Annotated in this window: 21 protein-coding genes; 15 read left to right on the top strand and 6 right to left on the bottom strand. The window is 40.4% G+C overall.

Annotation, left to right across the window (positions count from 1 at the left end; translation table 11 throughout):
* Nucleotides 1–41 precede the first annotated feature (41 nt).
* The gene (metL, locus tag QMA00_RS11490) at nt 42–2387 is read left to right on the top strand and encodes a bifunctional aspartate kinase/homoserine dehydrogenase II (protein ID WP_076922869.1); all 2346 of its coding nucleotides are present in this window, start codon (nt 42–44) and stop codon (nt 2385–2387) included.
* A 48-nt stretch (nt 2388–2435) separates the two neighbouring features.
* Here metL and QMA00_RS11485 read toward each other — a convergent pair whose 3' ends face one another.
* Entirely contained in the window at nt 2436–4910 is a 2475-nt protein-coding gene (locus QMA00_RS11485) for a penicillin-binding protein 1A (protein WP_008115027.1), read from the bottom strand.
* Between the two features lie 131 nt (nt 4911–5041).
* Here QMA00_RS11485 and QMA00_RS11480 point away from each other — a divergent pair, with 131 nt between their 5' ends.
* From QMA00_RS11480 to QMA00_RS11440, 9 genes are all read left to right on the top strand, one after another.
* On the top strand, nt 5042–6121 hold the full coding sequence (locus QMA00_RS11480) for a pilus assembly protein PilM (protein ID WP_013463905.1): 1080 nt from the start codon (nt 5042–5044) through the stop codon (nt 6119–6121).
* Entirely contained in the window at nt 6109–6681 is a 573-nt protein-coding gene (locus QMA00_RS11475) for a PilN domain-containing protein (RefSeq protein WP_008115031.1), read from the top strand. The genes QMA00_RS11480 and QMA00_RS11475 overlap by 13 nt, the downstream gene beginning before the upstream one ends.
* Nucleotides 6671–7273 (top strand): type 4a pilus biogenesis protein PilO, encoded by a 603-nt coding sequence (locus tag QMA00_RS11470; RefSeq protein WP_008115035.1) that lies wholly within the window; start codon nt 6671–6673, stop codon nt 7271–7273. The genes QMA00_RS11475 and QMA00_RS11470 overlap by 11 nt, the downstream gene beginning before the upstream one ends.
* Complete coding sequence (locus QMA00_RS11465; protein ID WP_175610062.1) at nt 7273–7809, top strand: pilus assembly protein PilP; 537 nt, start codon at nt 7273–7275, stop codon at nt 7807–7809. Before QMA00_RS11470 ends, QMA00_RS11465 begins: the two co-directional genes overlap by 1 nt.
* Nucleotides 7796–9886: a type IV pilus secretin PilQ family protein gene (locus QMA00_RS11460; RefSeq protein WP_036955760.1), complete on the top strand. Its 2091-nt coding sequence runs from the start codon at nt 7796–7798 to the stop codon at nt 9884–9886. Before QMA00_RS11465 ends, QMA00_RS11460 begins: the two co-directional genes overlap by 14 nt.
* Before the next feature lie 447 nt (nt 9887–10333).
* The gene (aroK, locus tag QMA00_RS11455; protein WP_008466255.1) at nt 10334–10852 is read left to right on the top strand and encodes a shikimate kinase AroK; all 519 of its coding nucleotides are present in this window, start codon (nt 10334–10336) and stop codon (nt 10850–10852) included.
* 29 nt (nt 10853–10881) lie between these two features.
* On the top strand, nt 10882–11952 hold the full coding sequence (gene aroB, locus QMA00_RS11450) for a 3-dehydroquinate synthase (protein WP_033104301.1): 1071 nt from the start codon (nt 10882–10884) through the stop codon (nt 11950–11952).
* Complete coding sequence (locus tag QMA00_RS11445) at nt 11953–13269, top strand: AAA family ATPase (RefSeq protein ID WP_290157294.1); 1317 nt, start codon at nt 11953–11955, stop codon at nt 13267–13269.
* A gap of 53 nt (nt 13270–13322) precedes the next feature.
* On the top strand, nt 13323–14174 hold the full coding sequence (locus tag QMA00_RS11440; protein ID WP_008115051.1) for a Dam family site-specific DNA-(adenine-N6)-methyltransferase: 852 nt from the start codon (nt 13323–13325) through the stop codon (nt 14172–14174).
* On the opposite strand, the gene QMA00_RS11435 is transcribed toward QMA00_RS11440, so the two are convergent.
* Complete coding sequence (locus QMA00_RS11435; RefSeq protein ID WP_008115053.1) at nt 14137–14322, bottom strand: DUF2970 domain-containing protein; 186 nt, start codon at nt 14320–14322, stop codon at nt 14137–14139. The two genes, QMA00_RS11440 and QMA00_RS11435, sit on opposite strands and share 38 nt — an antisense overlap.
* A gap of 4 nt (nt 14323–14326) precedes the next feature.
* A complete protein-coding gene (locus tag QMA00_RS11430) occupies nt 14327–14626 on the bottom strand; it encodes a hypothetical protein (RefSeq protein ID WP_008115055.1) in 300 nt (99 codons plus the stop codon).
* Nucleotides 14627–14912: 286 nt separating this feature from the next.
* Here QMA00_RS11430 and rpe point away from each other — a divergent pair, with 286 nt between their 5' ends.
* The 3 genes from rpe to trpS are packed head-to-tail and all read left to right on the top strand — an operon-like array spanning nt 14913 to nt 17299.
* Nucleotides 14913–15596, top strand: a complete 684-nt coding sequence (rpe, locus tag QMA00_RS11425) for a ribulose-phosphate 3-epimerase (RefSeq protein WP_076922872.1) — start codon at nt 14913–14915, stop codon at nt 15594–15596.
* Nucleotides 15596–16261, top strand: coding sequence for a phosphoglycolate phosphatase (locus QMA00_RS11420; protein ID WP_008115059.1), 666 nt, complete (start codon nt 15596–15598; stop codon nt 16259–16261). Before rpe ends, QMA00_RS11420 begins: the two co-directional genes overlap by 1 nt.
* Before the next feature lie 33 nt (nt 16262–16294).
* Entirely contained in the window at nt 16295–17299 is a 1005-nt protein-coding gene (gene trpS / locus QMA00_RS11415; protein ID WP_008115060.1) for a tryptophan--tRNA ligase, read from the top strand.
* 55 nt (nt 17300–17354) lie between these two features.
* Here the strand turns inward: trpS and QMA00_RS11410 are convergent, their stop codons facing one another.
* From QMA00_RS11410 to uvrA, 3 genes are all read right to left on the bottom strand, one after another.
* A complete protein-coding gene (locus QMA00_RS11410; protein ID WP_036979320.1) occupies nt 17355–17834 on the bottom strand; it encodes a hypothetical protein in 480 nt (159 codons plus the stop codon).
* 230 nt (nt 17835–18064) lie between these two features.
* Entirely contained in the window at nt 18065–18415 is a 351-nt protein-coding gene (locus QMA00_RS11405; protein ID WP_254843687.1) for a hypothetical protein, read from the bottom strand.
* Between the two features lie 29 nt (nt 18416–18444).
* Nucleotides 18445–21270, bottom strand: a complete 2826-nt coding sequence (gene uvrA, locus QMA00_RS11400) for an excinuclease ABC subunit UvrA (protein ID WP_075170529.1) — start codon at nt 21268–21270, stop codon at nt 18445–18447.
* 163 nt (nt 21271–21433) lie between these two features.
* Between uvrA and QMA00_RS11395 the strand changes: the two genes are divergently transcribed.
* Together QMA00_RS11395 and ssb are read left to right on the top strand one after the other, a co-directional pair.
* Nucleotides 21434–22801 carry an MFS transporter gene (locus QMA00_RS11395; RefSeq protein ID WP_024602150.1) on the top strand — a complete coding sequence of 456 codons (1368 nt, stop codon included), beginning with the start codon at nt 21434–21436 and terminating at the stop codon, nt 22799–22801.
* A gap of 20 nt (nt 22802–22821) precedes the next feature.
* On the top strand, nt 22822–23523 hold the full coding sequence (ssb, locus tag QMA00_RS11390) for a single-stranded DNA-binding protein (RefSeq protein ID WP_013463917.1): 702 nt from the start codon (nt 22822–22824) through the stop codon (nt 23521–23523).
* The last annotated feature ends 24 nt before the right edge of the window (nt 23524–23547 follow it).

Genomic DNA, 23547 nt, shown 5'->3' with positions numbered 1-23547 from the left:
AATCTTCAAAATACAAAACATAAATGCGAGTCGGTATTAATATGGTAAATCAGGTTCATAAATTTGGTGGTTCGAGTTTAAGCTCAGCGGATCGCTTTAAAAGTGTCGCAAATATTATTTTAACTCATGCTCAAGCTGGGGATTGTGTGGTGGTATCGGCTGCCGGTAAAACCACCGATACCTTAGTTAAACTGTGGCAAAGCTATCAACAGCAAGACACTCAAGCTATTGCTGATATTGTATTGCTATTGAGTAACCATCAAATAGCTCTGATTGAGCAATTATTAATAGCTAACGCTAAGCACCATGCGCTTGATTTACTTGAAACTGAGCTCAGTATTATTACCAAGCAGGCTAAGCAAGGAACATTAGCTGAAGCTGCGTTATTAGCACATGGTGAATTGTGGTCTGCAAGGTTACTAAGCGCTTACTTAGAACAGCTTAACGTTAGCGCTTGTGCCCATGACGCTAGGCAGTTATTTACGTTAGATGCCGGGCAGCTGCAGCATGCTAATAATCAGCAGCAGTGCTTAAAAGCCATAGAAACGAGTAAAATTAATGTAGTTACGGGGTTTATTGCGGCTGATTTACATGGTGAAACAGTGACCTTAGGGCGAAATGGCAGTGATTACAGTGCCACTTTATTAGCGCGGTATTGCAATGCTAAAAAAGTCTCTATTTGGACTGACACTCAAGGTGTTTTTAGTACTGATCCGCGTAAGGTTGCTAATGCGGTTAAGTATGCGCGAGTGTGCCGTGATCAAGCGAATTTATTAGCGAGGCTAGGTAATCCAGTATTACACGCTAAAACATTATCGCCATTAAAAGATACCGATATAGAATTAGTTGTTCGCAGTAGTTACGATCCTCAAGGCAGTCATACCGAAATAGTTAAACTAGGAATGAGTAAACAAAAACGCTTTTTAACCACAGTAAATAATGTGGATTTACTCATTGTTGATGATCTGAGTGAAGGCGAAGTAGCACATGTTAGCCAACTTATTCAGCATAGTTTGCATCACTTTGAACACGAAGGCGAAATCTACTTACTAGTCCCTGCGTCAGCGACACATCAGGTGGCTAATTATTTTGCTGGCCGCGCCAATATTAGTGAGTCAAACTTAAATGGGGTGGCGATTATTGCACCTGATCAAGAGGTAGCGCCGCTTGGTAAGCAAAGTGAAGCCTTATTACAAACACAATCTATCCAGCCTCGGTTTACCCATTACGGTGAGGGATATACGTTACTATTAACCGATCAAGTACTTGAAAGTGATGTGCTGAGCCTGTTACATGACAAGCTCATTAATAAAGCACAAGAAATAGCTTTAATTATTGCAGGACTTGGTAATGTAGGTGCTGAGTTTATGCGCCAATTACCTGCTCAACTAGCACGCTTATCAACTGATTTTAACGTCAAGTTAGTAGCGCTTTTACGCTCAGAGCAGATGCTGGTGAATGCTAATGGATTAGACTGTGAAAGCTGGCAACTTCAATGGGAAAACCATGCAAGCTCCTATAAACAAGCCGATTTATTGTCATACATAGATACTCTTGAGTATGAACATAAAATAGTGATCGACATTACCGCCAGTGAACATTTTAGTCAGCTTTATAGTAAGTTAGTTGAATTAAACTGCCATCTAATTAGTGCTAATAAATACGCGGGAACCGCATCGCTTTCGTGGTATCAAACACTACGTGAAAGCCTTGCTCAACGTGGCTTACATTGGCGTTATAATGCAAGTGTAGGGGCCGGACTACCGATTAATTTTGCCTTGGCTGATTTACAAAATAGTGGCGATAAAATAACGCGAATAGAAGGCGTGTTTTCAGGCACGCTGTCATGGTTATGCAGTATGTATGATGGCAGTAAAGCGTTTTCAGATTTAGTTCTAGAAGCGCAAGCTTTGGGGTTCACAGAGCCTGATCCTCGAGAAGACTTATCTGGACGAGATATGCAACGTAAGTTGCTTATTTTAGTGCGTGAATTAGGTATTGAATTGGAACTTGATGACATTTCTTTATCCGCTTTGATGCCCGATGAGTTAAGTGCTGGCAGCTGGAATAACTTTATTGATAATAAGGCTCGTTTAGATGCGTTTATTGAGCAGCATGCGCAAGCGGCTCAGCAACAAAATGCTGCACTGTGCTACACCGGGTTATTAGAGTTTGAAAACAACACGCTAAACGCTAAGGTAGGGATTACCTATGTACCAAAAAGCGAAGCGGTTGCGAATTTGACCCCCGGAGATAATATTTTTGTGATTAATACCCAGTGGTATAACCAAAACGCATTAGTGATACAAGGCCCCGGTGCGGGTAAAGAAGTGACTGCTGCTGGCGTTCACTCTGACTTATACTGGTTGGTACAAAATATTAGTTAGACCATCAAAAAGGCCGCTAATTTGCGGCCTTTTCACTGTTCACTATATTTAAAATAGCTCTTCTTCAGTTTTAGTGTTTTCTTCAAATATATCATTTGGTTGTGATAACACATACTTGGTAGGAGCGGTGCCTTTTTCAAAGTATTCAAAACGGCTGGTGTAATCGTTTTTATGACTTAATAATCCGGTTTCTAAATCAATACGAATAGAAACTAAGCCTTCAGGTGGTTCGATGGGCGCAGCAGGTTTGCCATCCAGTGCGGCGCGCATAAAATCAACCCATGCAGGCTGAGCTGTTTTTGCGCCTGACTCAGCACCTGATATTTGACCACTTCCTAAGTTGTTATTGTAGGTTGAGCGTCCCAGTGTATTACCTGGGTTATCAAAGCCAACCCAAACTGATGTCATCACATCGCGGTTAAAGCCACTAAACCAAGTATCTACAGAATCATTAGTCGTGCCTGTTTTACCAGAAAGATCGCGACGTTTTAGCGCTTGTGCACGCCAGCCTGTTCCACTCCAACCGGTTTTATGTGACCAGCTACCGCCACCCCAAATAGCACTATTCATTGCGCTGGCAATTAAAAATGCATTTTGTTTAGAGATGATCTGCGGCGCACAATTTGGTGCTACTTGCTCACCTAGCATTAGCGAGCTAGGTGTTGTCGTTTCATCATCACAAATAATGGTGGGATTGGTTTTAAATAAGGTATTACCCATTGCATCTTGGATTTGTGAAATAAAGTACGGCTCAATTAGGTGACCGCCATTAGCAAAAGCACTCATCCCACGAGCTAATTCAAGCGGCGTAATGGATGCACTGCCTAATGCCAGTGACTCACTACGATTTATATCTTTATCGTCAAAACCAAATTTTAATAAATGATCGGCTGTTCTTTGCAGTCCAACGCCCCTTAATAAACGTACGGAAATTACATTCTTAGATTGGGCTAAAGCACGACGAATGCGAATTGGGCCATTATAAATAGCTGGGCTGTTTTTTGGTCGCCATGCAACGCCTTGGCTCTTATCCCATTGATTTATAGGAGCATCATTTAAAATTGACGCTAGTGTGTAGCCTTTTTCAAGCGCAGCTGAATATATAAACGGCTTAATATTTGAGCCTACTTGGCGTTTAGCTTGTACAGCTCGGTTATATTGGCTTTGTTCAAAACTATATCCACCAACAATGGCTTTTATGCGCCCGTCTTGTGGGTCTAAAGAAACAATGGCGCTCGCCGCTTCAGGTATTTGACTTAAAATATAGCTATTATCGTCATTTTTGCGCAGCCATATTTGCATGCCTGGAGTTAATATATCGCTTGCTGTTTCAGGCGCAAAGCTTTGGCGATAGCGTGTAATAAACTTACGTGCCCATTTTAGGTTATCCCAAGTAAGGGTTGTGCGCTCGCCGCTTTTAAGTATAACTTCAGCGCTTTTATCGCTCACGCTTAACACCGCAGCCGTTTTTAAAGGGCCAAATTCATTAACAGCTTTTAAAGTATTTAATAATTTCGACTGCGTTAATGGCGGCTCTGTTTGCGGATCCCACAATATGGCTTCAGGGCCTCTAAAACCATGGCGCATATCGTAGGCATGCAGGTTATTAACTAGAGCTGTTTGTGCTGCTTTTTGAACATCTGATTCAACAGAAGTGTACACTTTAAACCCTGAGTTATAGGCTTTATCTATACCGTAGCGTGACACCATTTCTGCTCGTACCATTTCTGAAATGTACGGCGCGTATAAGTCAATTTCAGCTCCATGAAAATACGCGGTAATTGGTTGGTTAGTGGCTTCATTATACTGCGCTCTTGAAATATACTTCTCTTCAAGCATTCTTCCTAACACCACATTTCTTCTTGCTTTAGCACGTTCTGGATTACGAATAGGATTAAGTGCCGAAGGAGCTTTTGGTAAACCAGCAATCATTGCCATTTGCGCAAGAGTTAACTCTTTTAGTTCTTTACCATAATAAACTTGAGCCGCAGCACCAATACCAAAGGCACGATTTCCTAATTCTATTTTATTTAGGTAAAGCTCAAATATTTCATCTTTTGAGAGGAGGTTTTCGATATGAATGGCAATAAATATTTCTTTTACTTTACGAATGTAGGCTTTTTCTCGTGTTAAAAAGAAGTTACGAGCTAATTGCATGGTAATAGTACTGGCACCTTGCTTTTTCTCACCAGTAGAAATAAGTACTAGCGCTGAGCGCACAATACCAATTGGATCAATACCGATATGATCGTAAAAGCGGTTATCTTCAGTTGCCAAAAAAGCCTGCAATAAAGGCTGGGGAATTTGGTCTATAGTTACAGGGATCCGTCTTTTTTCACCAAATTGGTTGATTAAAAGCCCATCTTTAGTAAATACTTGCATAGGCGTTTGTAATTGCACGTTTTTTAAAACTTGCACGCTGGGAATATCGGATTTAACGTAGTAATAAAGGCTGAGCAATGTAATTAGTGCAAGTAATGCACAAATGATCAAAAATTGTAAAGTTCTTTTTAATAAAATCACTGATATTTCCCTAAACGGACTCCCAATTACAGGTTGAGACTGCTAGTATATATTGATTAAAAATTGAATAATATTTTTTAAGATATAAATTATAACTTGTTTATTATTAAAACAAAGGCAAAGTTGCAAACATGCTAAGTCAACTAATAAAAAAACCATCACCAATGATGGTAGGTATTGATATTGGATCGCACTCTATCAAGGCCGTACTTTTAAGTGAAACAGAAACTGGGCTTCGACTAGAAGCACTTGCAATTGAACCTATGCCAAAAGGCGCTATGAGCGAGCGTAATATTCAAGATATTGAAGCAATTGGTAATGTGATAATCAAGTTAAAACGAAAGCTACCAAAGTCGCTAAAATTCGCGTCTGTTGCCGTCTCTGGGCAAACCGTGATTACCAAAGTTATTTTCATGGATGTTTCCTTAAGCGACGCTGAATTAGAGTCGCAGATTGAAATTGAAGCCGACAGCTTAATTCCTTACCCACTAGATGAAGTGAGTCTTGATTTTGAAAAGCTCTCTACAAATAGTGCTGACCCGAGCAAAATAAATGTACTGCTCTCTGCCGCTAGAACCGAAAGCGTTGAAGCTAGAGTCGGTGCGTTAAGTGCTGCGAATTTAACCGCAAAAGTAGTGGACGTTGAAAGCTATGCGCTAAGTCGCGCTATGGATGTTTACTACCAACAGTTACCATCAGATGCATATGACAAAACGGTTGCAGTGGTTGATATTGGTGCTGTACTCACCTTGGTGAGTGTAGTGCAATCTGGTGAGACAATTTATACCCGTGACCAAGTATTTGGTGGCGACCAATACACAAATAGTATCGTTGCTTACTACAACAAAGGCTTTGATGAAGCTGAAATTGGCAAAACAACCGGTGATTTACCTCCAAACTATACATTTGAAGTGTTAGCTCCTTTTCAAACATCGTTACTCCAGCAGGTTCGTCGTGCTGTTCAAATGTTTTTAACCACCACAGGTAAAGAACAATTGGACTATATTGTATTGACGGGCGGCTCAGCGATGATTAAAGGCATTGATAGATTGCTGATTGAAGAATTAGGAATACACACAGTTGTTGTTGAACCATTTGATAAGATGGAAATATCCCCTAGAGTTGATCGTAATATAATACAGCGCCACCGCACTCAATTTGCAATTGCGACTGGCCTGGCGTTGAGGAGCTTTTCATCATGCCACATATAAATTTATTACCTTGGCGTGAGCTACAGCGTGAGCAGTCTAAAAAGAAATTTATAACACTTCTTATGGCTGTGGTTATCGTCTGTTTTGCTGGTATGTATATGCTGAGTGTGTTTTATGGTGCTCTAAAAGAAGGGCAAACCTTAAAAAATAATTATCTTAGTTCAGAAATTACAACGCTCGACAATAAAATTCGCGACATACGTGATCTAGACAAGAAAAAAGAAAACTTACAACAACGTATGCGTTTAATTGAAGAGTTACAAAGTAGCCGTAATTTAGGCACCCAAATAATGGATGAAGTGGCAAAAATAGTGCCCGCAGGGGTTTATTTAACCAAGCTGGAGCGCAAAGGTAATCAAATTCATGTGTTAGGCAAAAGTGAGTCTAATAATCGTTTATCTACTATGCTCAGACAGGTACAAAGCTCTTACTTATTAGAGCGCCCGACTATGCAAGGTATTGTTGCCGGCGATCAATCTTCACGTTTACTCAGCGATTTTAATATGGAGTTTTACGTAAAACCATTTGGCAAAATAGGTGAGGTACGTAATGAACCTTGATTTTAAATCGTTTACAGAAATCGATTGGAATGAAATCGAGCTCGATAACATCGGTGAGTGGCCCGTTATTGTAAAAGCAATATGCGGAACTTTTGTAGCTTGTTTGGTGTTGTTTTTTAGCTACAGCTTATTAGTGTCGGATGAAATAGACAGCTACCACAATGCGGTTGCTAAGGAAATTGAGTTACGCACAACCTACCGAACTAAATATGCAGTTGCCAGTAAGCTTGATATTTATCGTGAGCAAATGGTTGAGATGGAAGATAAATTCTCTCAATTATTAAAACGCCTACCTACTTCAAATGAGACGCCAGGATTATTGGACGACCTTTCTTATGTGGGTACAACCAGCGGGTTAACATTTTTAAAAATTGGTTGGTTGCCAGAAGTTGAAAAAGAGTTTTATACCGAGTTGCCAATTAAAATTGAAGTGGTAGGTACTTATCATGAGTTTGGCGAATTTGTAGGGAAAGTGGCTCAACTACCAAGAATTGTCAGTTTACATGACTTTTCTATTTTATCATCTGGCGAAAAGCAGCTAACATTCAGTGTAGTAGCAAAAACTTACCGTTATGAAGAGGGGGTGAGATGATGAAGCAGCTTCTCTTTTTAACCACTGCGATGTTTTTGCTCAGTGGCTGTAACGAGGATACATCGGAGCAAAAAGAATTTATTGATCAGGTTAAGGCAAATACCACGGCACGTATTGAAAAAATACCTGAGCTAGTTAAGTTTGAGCACTTTGAGTATAACGCCAAAGACTTACGTAGCCCTTTTGTAGCGCCAGAACCAGAAATTATTCAAAACAAGCTAACACAAGTTAAAAACTGTCTTCACCCAGATCCAGAGCGTGTTCGTCAGCCACTGGAGAAGTACCCATTAGATAATTTAGCAATGAGGGGCACAATAGGATCGAACGGCAAAATATGGGCGCTCATTACAGCTGCTGATGACACCTTGCACCGAGTAACAATAGGAAGCTATTTAGGCACCTATGACGGAAAAGTAAGCAGTGTTAATAGTGACTATATTGAATTAGTAGAATTAATCCCTGATGGGTCAGGTTGTTGGAAAGAACGTTTGACCAAATTAGAAATGTTAGAGGCGGCAACCAATGGCGCAAATTAATAAGAAAAAAGGTATACCCTATATGCACAAAGGTGAGTGTTCGCATCATCGTATTTTATCTGCTTTATTGTTTGTTTTTTTACTACTAATGACAAAAGCCGTAAGTGCAGCCCCTTTACTCTATGACGTTCGATATAATCCATTGCTTAAAGGTGAAACCGAATTACAGCTAGTTTTTGATGAAGAGTTGCAGCAGCAACCAGCAGTACAAGTTTTTAATAGCCCTGCAAGAATAGAGCTACTATTTGATGGGGTAGAATTAGATGAAGGGTTGACGAATATCGCTATCAACCAAGCTGGTATCAGTAACATCACGAGTATGATGACCAGTGCGGGTTTAAAAGTGACCATTAACTTGGACCGATTAAAAATTTATGAGACTGAAGTAAACAATAATTTAGTTTCTATTAGAATTTCTGATAACCCACTCACAGAGCAAATTTTAGCAACCAGCGAAGATAAGCCTGCTTACACGTCTAATTATATTAACGGTATTCAAGCAATTGACTTTCGACGTGGAGAAAAAGGTGAAGCGAAAGTACTTGTTTATCTACAAGATACTCAGGCAGCTGTAGAGGTGCATGAAAGCGGCGGAAAAATCATTGCCGAGTTTCATCATACCGATATTTTAGATGATTTATTGTATGAATTAGATGTACTTGATTTTGGTACTGTGGTGAGCAGTATTGAAACGTTTAAAGAAGATAACCTTACACGTTTAGTGATTGAACCGAACACTGCTTTTGCCTATACCTATCAGCAAATTGAGAATATTTTTACCTTAACGGTTGAGAAAGATGAAACGCAAAATGCCTACTTAGATGGTGGTAAAGAGTACTTGGGTCGTCCTATGACGCTTAATTTTCAAGATATCTCTGTTCGTGCTGTGTTACAGATTATTGCTGGTTACAATGATTTTAACTTGGTAACAAGCGACTCAGTGACAGGCAATATTACTCTTCGCCTTGATGGGGTTCCGTGGGATCAGGCGTTAGATGTCGTGCTTAGAATAAAAGGCTTAGACAAACGCATGGACGGTTCTATTTTAATGGTTGCACCATCTGAAGAGCTGGCTGCCCGTGAAGCAAAAGAGTTAAAAGCTAAACAGCAAGTTGAGGATTTAGAGCCACTTTACAGTGAATACATCCGCTTAAATTATGCAAAAGCAGAAGATTTTGCCGACTTATTAAAAACAGATACCAATAGTATTATTACAGCCAGAGGGAGCGTGTCTGTTGATCAACGTACTAATACGTTATTAATGAAAGACACTGCAAAAAGTATTGAAAGTGTTCGTCGTATGGTCGAGACCTTAGATATACCGGTTAAACAAGTGGTTATTGAAGCGCGTATGGTAACCGTACGTGATAACGTAACTGAAGACTTGGGGGTTCGTTGGGGGTTTAGTGATCAGCAAGGCTCAGACGGTGTTTCTGGCACATTAGAAGGAGCTGAAACGATTTCTAATGGTAATATTCCTAGCCTTTCTGATCGACTTAACGTTAATTTACCTGTGGCGAATCCATCGGCAAGTATAGGTATGCACATTGCTAAATTGGCTAACGGAACATTAATTGATTTAGAATTAACCGCCCTTGAAGAAGAAAACAAAGGTGAAATCATTGCAAGCCCACGCATTACTGCTGCTAATCAGCAAAAAGCGCGTATTGAACAAGGTACTGAGATTCCGTATGTGGAGTCAGCTTCAAGTGGTGCAACAACCGTAAGTTTTAAAAAGGCGGTACTAAGCCTAGAGGTGACACCTCATATCACACCCGATAACAAAGTTATTTTAAATTTAATCATTACTCAAGATACCCGAGGGGATACGGTTCAAACAGGTACAGGCCCAGCGGTTGCCATCGATACGCAACAAATTGAGACTCAAGTACTCGTTGAGAATGGACAAACGGTAGTGTTGGGTGGTATTTTCCAACAGCAAATTATTAATTCGACCAAAAAAGTACCTTTATTGGGCGATCTTCCTTACGTAGGAAGACTATTTAAAAGCACAAGCGAGTTCAATGAAAAGCGCGAACTGCTGATTTTTGTCACACCTAAAATCCAAATAGACTAAATATTTAAGCTATCTAGGTTGAATACCAGCCTAGATAGTATGGGTATGTAATTTAGTTATCGTGGTGTGAACACTCCCTATAAATGTACAATAAGACAGTATATAATTTTGATCATGTACTGTACTGCGGATGTATTTAAGGCTGCGTTTATGTTGTTTGTAATTCAGGCTCTTGTAAAGTTACCATGCAAAAGCTTTCATGAAGCAACAATGTAGTAACCTTAATTGCATGATTTTTAACCCTAGAAGATAAACTTGCCTATAACAAGGTGCTTTTTTGTTAACCAGTGGGTAATTATTTAGTTTAATTGCTCGTTATATGGCTTTTTATCCTAATTGACTTGAAATACCCGACCGATTACTGAGATAATCCCTTTCTTAATTTTGGGGCCAGGTCGTTAGGCGGGGTTTTATTTCAAATTTTAGAGTTCGTTTGTACTAAAAGATATGGCTGAGAAACGTAATATATTTCTAGTTGGCCCCATGGGGGCTGGCAAAAGCACGATTGGTCGTCACATCGCTGACCAATTACACCTTGAATTTGTTGATTCTGATCAAGAAATCGAACGTCGCACGGGCGCAGATATTGCCTGGGTATTCGATCTTGAAGGTGAGGAAGGCTTTAGACTTCGTGAAGAATCTGTTATTGGTGACTTAACCGAAATGCAAGGTATTGTACTTGCAACCGGTGGTGGCTCAGTAATGAGTAAAGAAGTTCGAAACAAGCTTTCGGCTCGCGGTATTGTTGTATACTTAGAGACACCGATTGAAAAGCAAGTTGCACGTACGCAACGCGACAAGCGTCGCCCATTACTGCAAACAGAAGAAGCACCTCGTGATGTACTTGAGCGCTTAGCAGAAGAGCGTGAACCATTATATAAAGAAGTAGCTGATTTTGTTGTACGCACTGATGAGCAGAGCGCGAAAGTTGTTGCTAACCAAATCATCGAGAAATTGGATTTTTAAAAGCCAGTATTAAAAAGGACTAACCCAGCATGCTTGAATTAACTGTTAATTTAGACGAGCGAAGTTATCCTATTTATATTGGTCAATCTGCACTTCAAGATACAGGCCGTCTAATCCATCACATTGGTGATTGTCGGCCTATCATCATTACTAATGAAACGATTGCACCGCTGTACCTTCAACAGTTGCTTGATTCATTAGCACAGCTAAACCCACTGCATTTTATTATTCCAGATGGTGAGCAATATAAATCACTCACTTGGTTTGAAAAAATTTCGGCATTCCTACTTGAGAATAATTGCGGCCGTGACACCTGCTTAATTGCATTAGGTGGTGGCGTTGTAGGTGATTTAACTGGATTTGTTGCTGCTTGTTATCAGCGTGGCGTCCCTTTTATCCAAATACCAACCACTTTATTATCTCAAGTTGATTCTTCAGTTGGCGGCAAAACAGCGGTTAATCACCCGCTAGGTAAAAATATGATTGGGGCTTTTTATCAACCCCAAGCTGTATTTATTGACACGCGTTCGTTGCATACCTTACCAACACGCGAGTTTGCTGCAGGCATGGCTGAAGTTATTAAGTATGGCTTGATTTACGATACTGAACTGTTTGCTTATCTAGAGCATAACATCGCTAAATTACAACAATTAGACGAGACGTGTTTACAGCACATCATCTTCAGATGCTGTGAAATTAAAGCGCTTATTGTTGCACAAGATGAAAAAGAGCAGGGCCTTCGTGCGTTGTTAAATTTAGGGCACACGTTTGCGCATGCTATTGAAGCACAAATGGGTTACGGTGTTTGGTTACATGGAGAAGCGGTCGCGACAGGTATGGTGCTTGCTGCAAAGCTTGCTTATACTCGCCAAGATTTAACACGAGAAGATGTAGAGCGTATTGCTACATTAATAGCGCAATATAGCTTACCAATCGAGATACCTAGCGATATGACCAGTGAGCACTTTTTACTGCATATGCGAAAAGATAAAAAGAATAAAAAAGGGACTATCCGATTCATTTTACCCACCGAATTTGGTCAATGTGCATTAGTTGATGATGTGTCTGATGATCAAGTCAGAGCATTGATCGAGCAATAAATGCAGTCACAAATTTTACCGAGCCGTGCGGCTTTGGTGGATAGAATCGCATTGCAATTTGAATATGGTCAAAACCTAATTGTTTTGTTGGGCACTTCTGGTTTAGGTAAAAGCTATTTGCTTGAAACCTTCATCACTGATAAATATAACGATTTTAATAAAGTGTTTGTGCAAGTTGGCGCTCAAATGACTGATGTGCAATTGATGACTCAATTATTAGAGCAAAGCTTTAATGCCCCTTTAATTGATCACAACCTGAGCTTATCACAAAACTATTATCAATTAGCGAAGCAACAACAATGCGGCGCGTGTTTATGGGTTATCGATGGCGGCAGGCACCTATCTGAAGAACTAATTGCAGAGCTCGAGCTGTTATCAAAAAGTGCGCCCAATGTGCTTTACATTATGATTGCATCGCAATCTAAATTGCCGTTTAAAGAGGCAGTTAATATTCATTTAGAGCCATTAAACTTGGTTGAAAGTAAGCAGCTAATGGGATGGTACTTCACGGCTTTACCTTATGATGAAGACCCTGTATTTAAAACCTTTTTAGTTGAAGCCCAAGGTAACCCAAGTCTTTTATTAGCCTGGCAGCCTAGCGAACAAGTTGCTGATATTATCGTAAAAGACAAAGTATCTTGGCGCTTACAGTTGCTCACACTATTACTCATAATTATGTTATTGATTATTGGCGTTGTATACAAAGCTGATATGACCCAATGGTGGAAAAATGCTAATAGTCAAAGCGATGAGCAAGTCCTCACAACCGCTATTACAACCGAGCAAGCTATTCAAAATAAACAACAACCGGTTAAATCACCACCCCTGTTTACTTCACCACAGCCTATAACTAAAGAGCCAACTACAGATGAGAGTGCCCACAATGACGTGCCAGCAATTGTAGGAAGTTTAACTGAGCCATCGACTTTAACTGAACAAGAAAAGCCAGCACCGCCGCCGGTTGAAGAAGCCATTAGCGTACCTGAGGTGGTAAAGCAGCAAAGCCAAATAGTAAAAATACCCAGTAACTGGTACCTAGAACAACCTGAAGATAATTTTGTTATTCAGCTATTAGCCGTAACTCAGCAGCAGGTAGGCAATGAGTTTATTGCTGAACATAAGCTAGAAAGTATTACCAATACATATCAAACTAAACGAAATGGTAAAATGTGGTGGGTGGTAACAACAGGCAGTTTTGCTAACTTAAATGAGGCAAAACAAGCACTGCAAGCACTCCCTGCTGGAGTAAGAAAAAATAAACCTTTCTATAAAAAAATTAGCAAAATAAAACAAGAAATTGCACGAGTTGATCAGTAAACTCAGTGACTTTAGTGTAAAATCGCGCAACACCGAATTGAAGTAAAGAGCCAATGCAGCAAAAGAGTAGAGCCTTCCTTAAATGGGCTGGCGGAAAATACAGCCTCGTTGAAGATATTAACGCGCGACTAAATCAAGCAAGTAAACATGCAGATACCTTGGTTGAACCTTTTGTTGGTGCGGGCTCAGTGTTTTTAAATAGTAATTTTAAACACTATGTACTTAACGATATAAATGCTGATTTAATCAATTTATATAAAGAGCTCAAACGTTCGCCGGATGAGTTTATTAGCGATGCAAAAAAACTATTTGTTGATTTAAATAACCATCCAGATGCGTATTACGATTATCGTGTGCAGTTTAACCAAAGCAGCGATGTGTATGAGCGAGCTATTTTATTTTTGTATATGAACCGCCATGGTTATAACGGATTATGTCGCTATAACTTAAAGGGCATTTTTAATGTGCCTTTTGGTAAATATAAAAAGCCTTATTTTCCTGAAAAAGAAATGTACTTTTTTGCCAACAAAGCACAAAAAGCAACATTTACCTGCTTAGGCTACGATGATGTATTTAAACTGGTCCCTAAAAATGCGGTGATATACTGCGATCCGCCCTATGTGCCATTAAGTAAAACCGCATCGTTTACCTCTTACGCTAAAGGCGGATTTAACTTAGATGATCAGGCTAATTTAGCTAACTTGGCTGAGCAAGCGGCATTTGAGAATAACACGCCAGTCCTTATTTCAAACCACGATACCGTGTGGACACGCAAAATTTACAGTCAAGCATCACTGGATAAAATTCAGGTTAAACGTACGATTAGTCCAAAGGGCGGTTCACGAAATAAAGTGGATGAGCTAATGGCTATGTATTTAGCACCGAAGTCACGGTTGCATAAATAGCCAGTACAAATAATACAAACAGTACTACGGCAATAGCTATCAGCGTAATTGGAGAGTGGTACTTAAAGTCTGTTTTGCGCTTATCTTCAGATTGAACACCAAAAAATGCAGCCAGTACGCTTTGTAACGCGCTAAAAAAGTGCTGCATTTAATTAAAATAATGGCTTGATTGAAGAGGGTTTGTGTTTGTCATCAGTACCCGTTAACAACTCTAGCAAGTCTAAGTAATGAAACTGAGCGCTACGACTATCGCCTGTTAACCAAGAGGCCCAAGACGAATCTTCTTCAATTTGAATGCAACGGGTTGCGCTATTATTAATAGCGTTGGTTTGCTCTTTATGAAGACAAATGTTGGCTGAGCCTAAATCTTGCTCAGTATTTGAGCAAAGCGATGTTGCTCCAATAATAACACTTACCGACGTGATTAATAATCCAATTTTAAAAGCACGCATAATATAAACCTAATGATTTAGTTCTTCGCGCAGTATAACAAAAACTGCTTAAATAATACACTTTATTTTTTTATTTGTATTGTGTTTTAAATACTGAGTGACACCCGCTTAAAAACTGATTTTTTTAATTATAAAGCCTACATCCTCAGCAGGTTATTCTTTTTCATGAATAGCCGCAATAAGGCTTTAACATTACTTATTTGGCGCTATTTTTAAAGGTGCTACTTGGGTAACTTCGCTAATTAAGTTACATTAACGGCATAAATTATTTATTAACGGATTAGCGATGCTCAACTGTGAACAAAAATACTTAATAGCGCCCTCAATATTATCTGCAGACTTTGCACGATTAGGCGAAGATGTCGACAAAGTGTTAGCTGCAGGTGCTGATGTCGTTCATTTTGATGTAATGGATAACCATTACGTACCTAACTTAACGATTGGCCCAATGGTATGTAAAGCAATTCGCGACTACGGGATTAAAGCCCCGATTGATGTGCATTTAATGGTAAAACCGGTAGATAGCTTAATTCCACAATTTGCCGAGGCGGGTGCATCAATTATTACCTTCCATCCAGAGGCGAGCGAGCATATTGACCGTACTTTGCAATTGATAAAAGATGAAGGTTGTCAAGCAGGCTTAGTGTTCAACCCTGCAACAAGTTTAAGTTACCTCGATCACGTAATGGATAAAGTAGATGTGATCTTATTAATGTCAGTAAATCCTGGGTTTGGTGGGCAAAGTTTTATTCCACAAACACTCGAGAAACTGCGAGAGGCAAAACAACGCATTGTTGAATCTGGACGTGATATTCGTTTAGAAGTAGATGGTGGTATTAAAGTAGATAACATAGCCGCGGCGGCTGAAGCGGGTGCCGATATGTTTGTTGCAGGCTCAGCTATTTTTAATCAGGCTGATTATAAAACAGTGATTGATGAGATGCGTCAGCAATTAGAAAGTGTTAAATAATGAAATATGATGCAGCGTTTTTTGACTTAGACGGCACCCTAGTTGATAGCGTGTACGACTTGTATATGGCTTTAAATTTAACACTTAGCGATTTAGCGTTTCCAATTGTCAGTCAGCGATTAGTTGAAAGCTGGGTAGGTAATGGCATTGAGGTGTTAGTGAAACGAGCTCTTTGCGGCGATATGCAAATTAGTGAGCACCTCGATGAGGCTTTAAGCGAACGAGCTATCAATCTGTTTTATCAACATTACAGTGAGCAGGTCGGTGAATACAGTGTGTTATATCAGCATGTTGAAACTGGTCTTGCTGCTCTCAGTGGTATGCCTAAAGCACTTATTACTAATAAAGCACGCCGCTTTACTGAAATGCTTTTAGATAAGCTCGCTATTCGCAGTCATTTTGAAGTGATTGTTTGCGGTGACGACATGGCAAAAAAACCGTCACCTGAGCCGCTATTATTTGCTTGCGATGCATTAAATATAACGCCTGATAAAGCGATTATGATTGGTGATTCAAAGAGTGACATACTCGCAGCGCAAGCCGCTAACATTGACGTGATAGCGCTCACTTATGGGTATCACCAGGGAGAGCAGTTAGCGGATTATAATCCGCAGTACCTATGCGATAACTTCTTAGCTATAATACCGACACTAACACAGCGTTAAGCATTTTTAATTAAGTAAAAATAAAGGAAAATCATGAGTAAACCAGTAGTATTAAGTGGCATGCAGCCAACCGGTGGTATGACAATAGGCAACTATGTTGGCGCTATTAACCAGTGGGTTAAGCTACAGGAAGAATATGATAGCTACTTTATGCTTGCAGACTTGCATGCAATTACCGTACGCCAAGACCCTGAATTATTGCGTGCTCGTGTACTCGATGGCGTTGCGTTATATACGGCATGCGGTATTAACCCAGAAAAAGCGGCATTATTTGTACAATCTCAGGTACCTGAGCATGCGCAACTTGGCTGGGTATTAAACTGTTATGCGCAAATGGGTGAGCTTAATCGCATGACCCAGTTTAAAGATAAGTCGGCAACGCATGCTAATAATATTAATGTGGGGTTATTTGCTTATCCGGCTTTGCAAGCGGCTGATATTTTACTGTACCAAGCAGACAAAGTACCTGTAGGTGAAGATCAAAAACAGCACCTTGAACTAACGCGTGATATTGCAACTCGCTTTAATAATGTTTACGGCGATATTTTTACGCTGCCAGAACCGTATATTCCAGAGTTTGGTGCGCGAGTAATGAGCCTGCAAGATCCACTGAAGAAAATGTCTAAGTCAGATGAAAATCCAAATGGCTTTATTATGATGTTAGACGAGCCGAAAAAGATTGAGAAAAAGCTTAAAAAAGCAGTTACCGATTCTGACGAGCAAGCGCGTATTTACTTTGATCGCAAAGAAAAGCCAGGTGTATCTAATTTACTTACGCTTCTAAGTGTGGCAACTAAGCGCTCAATTGAAGAGTTAGTCCCTGAATACGAAGACAAAATGTATGGCCATTTGAAAAAAGACACCGCAGCAGCTGTTGTCAGCATGATTGAGCCAATTCAAACACGTTTTAAAGAAATTCGTGAAGATCAAACACTTCTTAATGACATCATGAGAACAGGGGCTGAAAAAGCCAGCGCGCGTGCAGAAACTACATTAAAAGCAGTTTATGATGCGGTTGGGTTTATTCCACGCCCATAAGCGCGTTTATTTGCAGATACAAAAATGCCGCTAATTTAGCGGCATTTTTTATATTTTAATGTTTTGTAGCAGAAATACCCGCAGACTCACAGGCTCTAACTATAAATTTATAACCGTAAGGCATGCTTTGATCAGGCGTTATTTCAATAATTTCGTAATCATTGAGCTCGATTGACTTACTCTCTGTTGATTTCTTACAGCGTGAATAACTGTCTGCTTCATAACTATAGGCAAACATGGCAATTAAGCGCTTACTACGTTCAAAGTAGCCTTTAGTATCTAAAAACTGCCTAACCGTTTGAGTGTTCTCATCTTCGCCTTCTAAGTGAATACCAAATGTTTTTGTCTGAGCGCCGTCATTGTCTGAAGAGGGGAGTTTTTTCTCTATTTGCTCACTCAACTTTTCTATGGCTTGCTCTTGTTCAGCGGGGGATTTATTTGCGAGCGATTGGCTATTTTCAAAGCTATTTACTATATCGTTTAATACTTTTTCAGGCGGTTTTTCATCAATAAATGCAATCAGACTTACAAACACTACCGTCGCTAAAAAAAGCGGGTTAATGCAGTTAGAAGTGGTGAGTAGCTTTGGCTAATAAACTTTATGCGATCAGATCCAAATGGCTTAATTAGTAATAACACTATGATGTAAAAAGGCAAAATAAGTTGTAAGCCGAGCAGTGTTGCCAGAGTTATTCCTAGTGTCCAAGGCGGTAAATATAATAAAGTGGCAAAGTTACGAGTGTAATTAAAGTGATTAGCTGATACCTAAGTGACTTCATTTACAATGCCACTAGTACTTGCTAAAACAAAGTTACCAATACTGGCATAAAATACCAAAATAAGTGCTTTACCGGTGAGTGAATTCCATAGTTGATTAAACTGAGGCCAAAATTTTATGATCAGTGCAACAATGGTGATGCTGGCGCACAACCAGGTTAACTTAAAAATGGCTAGAGTTATAAACGCAAGCAGATAAAGTTTTTGCGCGGTGTTAAGGTTAAACCATATGCTTTTTATATGGCTAAGCAGTTTAACTTGGTGTGGTTGCCAGCTTTTTTGCTGTTGCTTAAACTGCTTATTAGCACGCCATTTTGCAATTTTTAAATACCTTAACACCGACTTTCCTTATCTAAAGCGTATTACCGTTATTTATTTAATAACGGTTTTAAGTAGTGCCCAGTATGAGAGCGCTGGCATTCAGCCACTTCTTCTGGTGTACCTGCAATCAGTATTTCACCGCCGCCAGCACCACCTTCAGGGCCTAAATCAACGATCCAGTCGGCTGTTTTGATGACATCTAAATTGTGCTCAATCACTACAATGGTATTGCCATGATCGCGCAGACGATGCAGTACTACTAATAACTGCTCTATATCTGCAAAGTGTAGGCCTGTTGTTGGCTCATCTAATATGTATAGCGTTTTACCGGTATCACGCTTAGAAAGCTCACGTGCTAACTTAATTCGCTGTGCTTCACCACCAGAAAGTGTTGTAGCGGCTTGGCCTAAACGAATATAAGAAAGTCCAACATCCATTAGGGTTTTAAGTTTACGTGCTATAGCCGGTATTTTATCAAAGTAGTCATGGGCATCTTCAACGGTCATGTCGAGCACTTGGTTGATGTTTTTGCCTTTATATTGTACTTCTAAGGTTTCGCGATTATAACGTTTACCCTTACACACATCACACGGTACATAAACGTCTGGTAAAAAGTGCATTTCTACTTTAATAACGCCATCACCTTGGCATGCCTCACAACGCCCACCTTTAACATTAAAACTAAAGCGACCCACTTTGTAACCACGTGAACGGGCTTCTTGAGTACCCGCAAACAGCTCACGAATACCGGTGAAAATACCAGTATAAGTGGCAGGGTTTGAACGCGGTGTGCGGCCAATTGGACTTTGGTCAATATCAATTACTTTATCAAAGTGCTCAAGTCCTGCAATTGACCCATAAGGAGCTGCTTCTGCAGTAGTTGCACCGTTGAGTTCAGTGTGGGCAAGTTTAAACAAGGTATCGTTAATGAGTGTAGATTTACCCGAGCCAGATACACCGGTAATACAGGTCATTAAGCCAAATGGTATTTTTAAATCAACATTTTTTAAGTTATTACCCGTCGCTCCAAACAGCTCTAGCCATTTATCGTTAGTAGCATGGCGCTCTTTAGGCACTTCAATTTTACGTACGCCAGATAAAAATTGGCCGGTAACCGAGTCTTTGCTTGCTAAAATATCATCGCGTGTACCTTGAGCAATAACATGTCCGCCATGTACGCCAGCACCTGGGCCAATATCAATAATATGATCAGCGGCACGAATGGCGTCTTCATCGTGTTCTACAACAATAACGGTGTTACCTAAATCACGTAAATGAACTAAAGTTTTTAATAAACGGTCGTTATCACGTTGGTGCAAACCAATTGAAGGTTCATCCAATACATACATAACACCCACTAACCCAGCACCAATTTGACTCGCTAAGCGAATACGCTGTGCCTCACCGCCTGAAAGTGTGTCGGCGCTACGCTCAAGTGATAAGTAATTTAGACCTACATTAATTAAGAACGATAGGCGATCGCGAATTTCTTTTAGAATTTTTTCGGCGATTTGGCCTTTTTGCCCAGTTAAATGCAAGCCTTCAAAAAAGCTCATCGCCTCACCAATACTCATATGCGTAATGGTTGGCAAGTTAGTTTGACCAATAAATACATTGCGTGCTTCTTGGCGCAAACGTGAGCCTTTACAACTAGGGCAGGCTTGGCTGGTTTGATACTTGGCTAGTTCTTCACGCACTGAGTTTGATTCAGTTTCGCGGTAGCGGCGGTTCATATTGTTTAACACGCCCTCAAATACATGATTACGTGTAATTAAATCACCGCGGTCATTACGATAATTAAATGCAATTTTAGTATCACCAGAGCCATCTAAAATAATTTTTTTATGTTCTTTTGCAAGCTCTTGATAAGGAACATCTAAATCAAACTCGTAATGTTGTGCAACTGCTTGCAACATTTGATAATAGTAAAAGCTGCGTTTATCCCAGCCTTTAATTGCACCGCCAGCTAAACTTATTTCAGGGTTATGAACCACGCGATTAGGGTCAAAGTATTGTCTTACGCCTAAACCATCACAGCTTTGACAAGCTCCTGCAGGGTTATTGAACGAAAATAAACGCGGTTCAAGTTCGGTCATCGCATAGCCACAGGTTGGGCAGGCAAAATTTGCTGAAAACAGCATTTCTTCAGCACTGCTATCGTCCATAAAAGCAATGTTGGCAACGCCGCCTGACATTTCAAGTGCTGTTTCGAATGATTCCGCAAGACGTTGTTGCTGGCCGTCTTTGACTTTAAAGCGATCCACCACGACTTCAATAGTATGCTTTTTATGTAAATCTAGCGGTGGTGGATCGGATAAGTCGCATACTTCACCATCTATACGAGCGCGAATGTAACCTTGACTGGCAAGTTGTTCTAATAGTTTTACATGCTCACCTTTACGGTCTTTAACAACAGGAGCAAGTAGCATTAACTTAGTGCCTTCAGGCAGCGCTAATGCGGTATCGACCATTTGACTAATTGTTTGCGCTGCTAAAGGAAGATCATGAGTTGGACAGCGAGGTTCGCCAACCCGTGCAAACATTAAACGCAGGTAATCGTAGATTTCAGTAATGGTTCCCACGGTTGAACGGGGATTATGCGAGGTTGATTTTTGTTCAATGGAAATAGCAGGGGAAAGGCCTTCAATATGATCTACGTCAGGTTTTTCCATTAATGACAAAAACTGCCTTGCATAAGCAGAGAGTGATTCAACATACCGGCGTTGCCCTTCTGCATATAGCGTATCAAATGCAAGTGATGACTTTCCTGAACCAGATAAGCCAGTGATAACAATTAGTTTATCACGTGGGATGGTTAGGCTGATGTCTTTTAAATTGTGCGTGCGGGCGCCTCGGACTTCAATGTTTTCCATGCTATCTCGTTTATTGCCAAAATTATTTGTTCAGTATCGCATAATACGCTGCAATATTAATCCTTGATCATTGAAAAAATCCTTAGTTATAGACGATTAATTATTGCCAAGCTTGTGATAGAATCCTTGCCTAATTTTTTCACACAGTAAGATCACGCAAATAATGACCGCATCTTCACTTAATTCACGAGAGAAACGCGCCGCCGTATCGTTAGCGAGTGTGTTTGCATTTAGAATGCTCGGCTTGTTTATGCTGATGCCTGTTTTAGCTATTTATGGTCAAGAGCTTGAAGGCTTTTCACCTATCTGGATTGGTTTTGCAATTGGTGCGTATGGTTTAACTCAGGCCGTATTACAAATCCCAATGGGGAGACTTTCCGATAAAATAGGTCGTAAAAAAGTCATAGTCGGTGGTTTGGCGGTGTTTGCTTTAGGTTCGGTAATTGCCGCTTTGGCAGAGTCTATTCAAATGGTGACGGTAGGGCGTGCGTTACAAGGCATGGGAGCTATAGCCAGCGCATTATTAGCGTTTGCATCAGATTTAAGCCGAGATGAACAGCGCCCCAAAGTCATGGCGGTGATTGGCATGAGCATCGGCATGAGTTTTGCGTTTGCGATGTTATTAGGGCCGATAGTGGCAGCTTCGTGGGGCATTGCAGGCGTATTTTGGCTAACGGCTATTTTGGCTGTGTGTGGTATTTTTATAGTCACTATGCTCGTTCCCAGTGCAATAAATAAAGCCCCTAAAGGCGATACGCTTGCCAGTTTTAGTGACATCAAAAAATTGATTAAACACCCACAGCTGGCACGTTTAAATGCAGGCGTATTATTGCTGCATCTAACATTAACGACTATTTTTGTAGTATTACCAAGCCAATTAATTAAAGATGGCTTAGTGGCCGAAAACCATTGGCAGCTTTATATCCCAGTTTTATTTTTGGCGTTTTTTTTAATGGTGCCAGTAATGATAGTGGCGATTAAAAAAGAGAAAGAAAAACAAGCATTTATTGGTTCTGTTATGGTTTTAATAGTCAGCATGTTAAGTATGTCTATGTGGGCAAACAGCGTTGTTGGTATTGCGGTTTGTATGCTGTTATATTTTGTTGCGTTTAACTTTTTAGAAGCCACTATGCCGGCTCTTGTGTCGCGTATTGCTCCAGCAAGCCAAAAAGGCTCAGCCATGGGGGGGTATTCATCGAGCCAGTTTTTAGGCGCTTTTTTAGGCGGCATGCTTGGCGGGTATGTAGCACAAACAACTAGTACGCAAGCTGTGTTTGCGGCGGCGGCACTTGTTGGGGTAATATGGCTTATTATTGCGTGGAAAATGCAAGTCCCACCGAAAAGTAAAGTTATTAGTTTAATGACCCAATTAGATTCTGAAGAGCAGGCACAAACACTGGCTTCTCAGTTAGTTGCTTTACCCGGCGTAATAGAAGCAACCGTAGTTCGCGATGAAAGTCGTAGCTACTTAAAGATTAATGATAAAGAATTTGACCTAGACCAAGCCCGAAGAGTGGCTGGTTTAATCTAACGTTTATAGGAGATGGTTCCATGGCACGCGGTGTGAACAAAGTAATTTTGGTTGGTAATTTAGGGCAAGATCCTGAAGTTCGTTACATGCCTAATGGTAATGGTGTAGCAAATATTACCTTAGCAACTTCAGACAGCTATAAAGATAAAAACACTGGCCAAATGGTTGATAAAACTGAGTGGCACCGTGTGGTATTTTTTGGCAAATTAGCTGAAATTGTAGGCGAATACTGCCGCAAGGGTTCACAAATTTACGTAGAAGGTAAGCTTCAAACTCGTAAATGGACTGACCAACAGGGCCAAGAAAAATACACCACAGAAATTGTTGTTGATGGTTTTACAGGTCAAATGCAAATGTTAGGTGCACGCGGTGGCGACCAACAAAGCGGTGGCTATCAAGGTAACCAAGGTGGTCAACAAAGTGGCGGTTATCAAGGTAACCAAGGCGGACAGCAAAGCGGTAGCTATGGTCAAAATAACCAAGGCCAGAATAGTCAGCAAGGCAATTATGCTCCACAGCAACAATCTGCACCTGCCCAGCAGCCGGCTCCACAACAAAATAACCAGTACCAACCACAGCAACAAGGTGGCTTTGCACCTCAGCAAAATAATGCACCACAACAGCAAGGCGGGTTTGCTCCTAAGCCGCAAAATGCACCGCAAGGTGGCGCATCAAACCCTATGGAACCAACAATCGACTTTGATGACGATATTCCGTTCTAAACGTATAAATTAAAAGTGTAAATA

The sequence above is a fragment of the Pseudoalteromonas sp. APC 3694 genome (genome assembly GCF_030407565.1).
In the GTDB taxonomy this organism is placed as follows: Bacteria; Pseudomonadota; Gammaproteobacteria; order Enterobacterales; family Alteromonadaceae; genus Pseudoalteromonas; species Pseudoalteromonas tetraodonis.
This window is presented reverse-complemented; position numbering and strand designations above follow the sequence as displayed.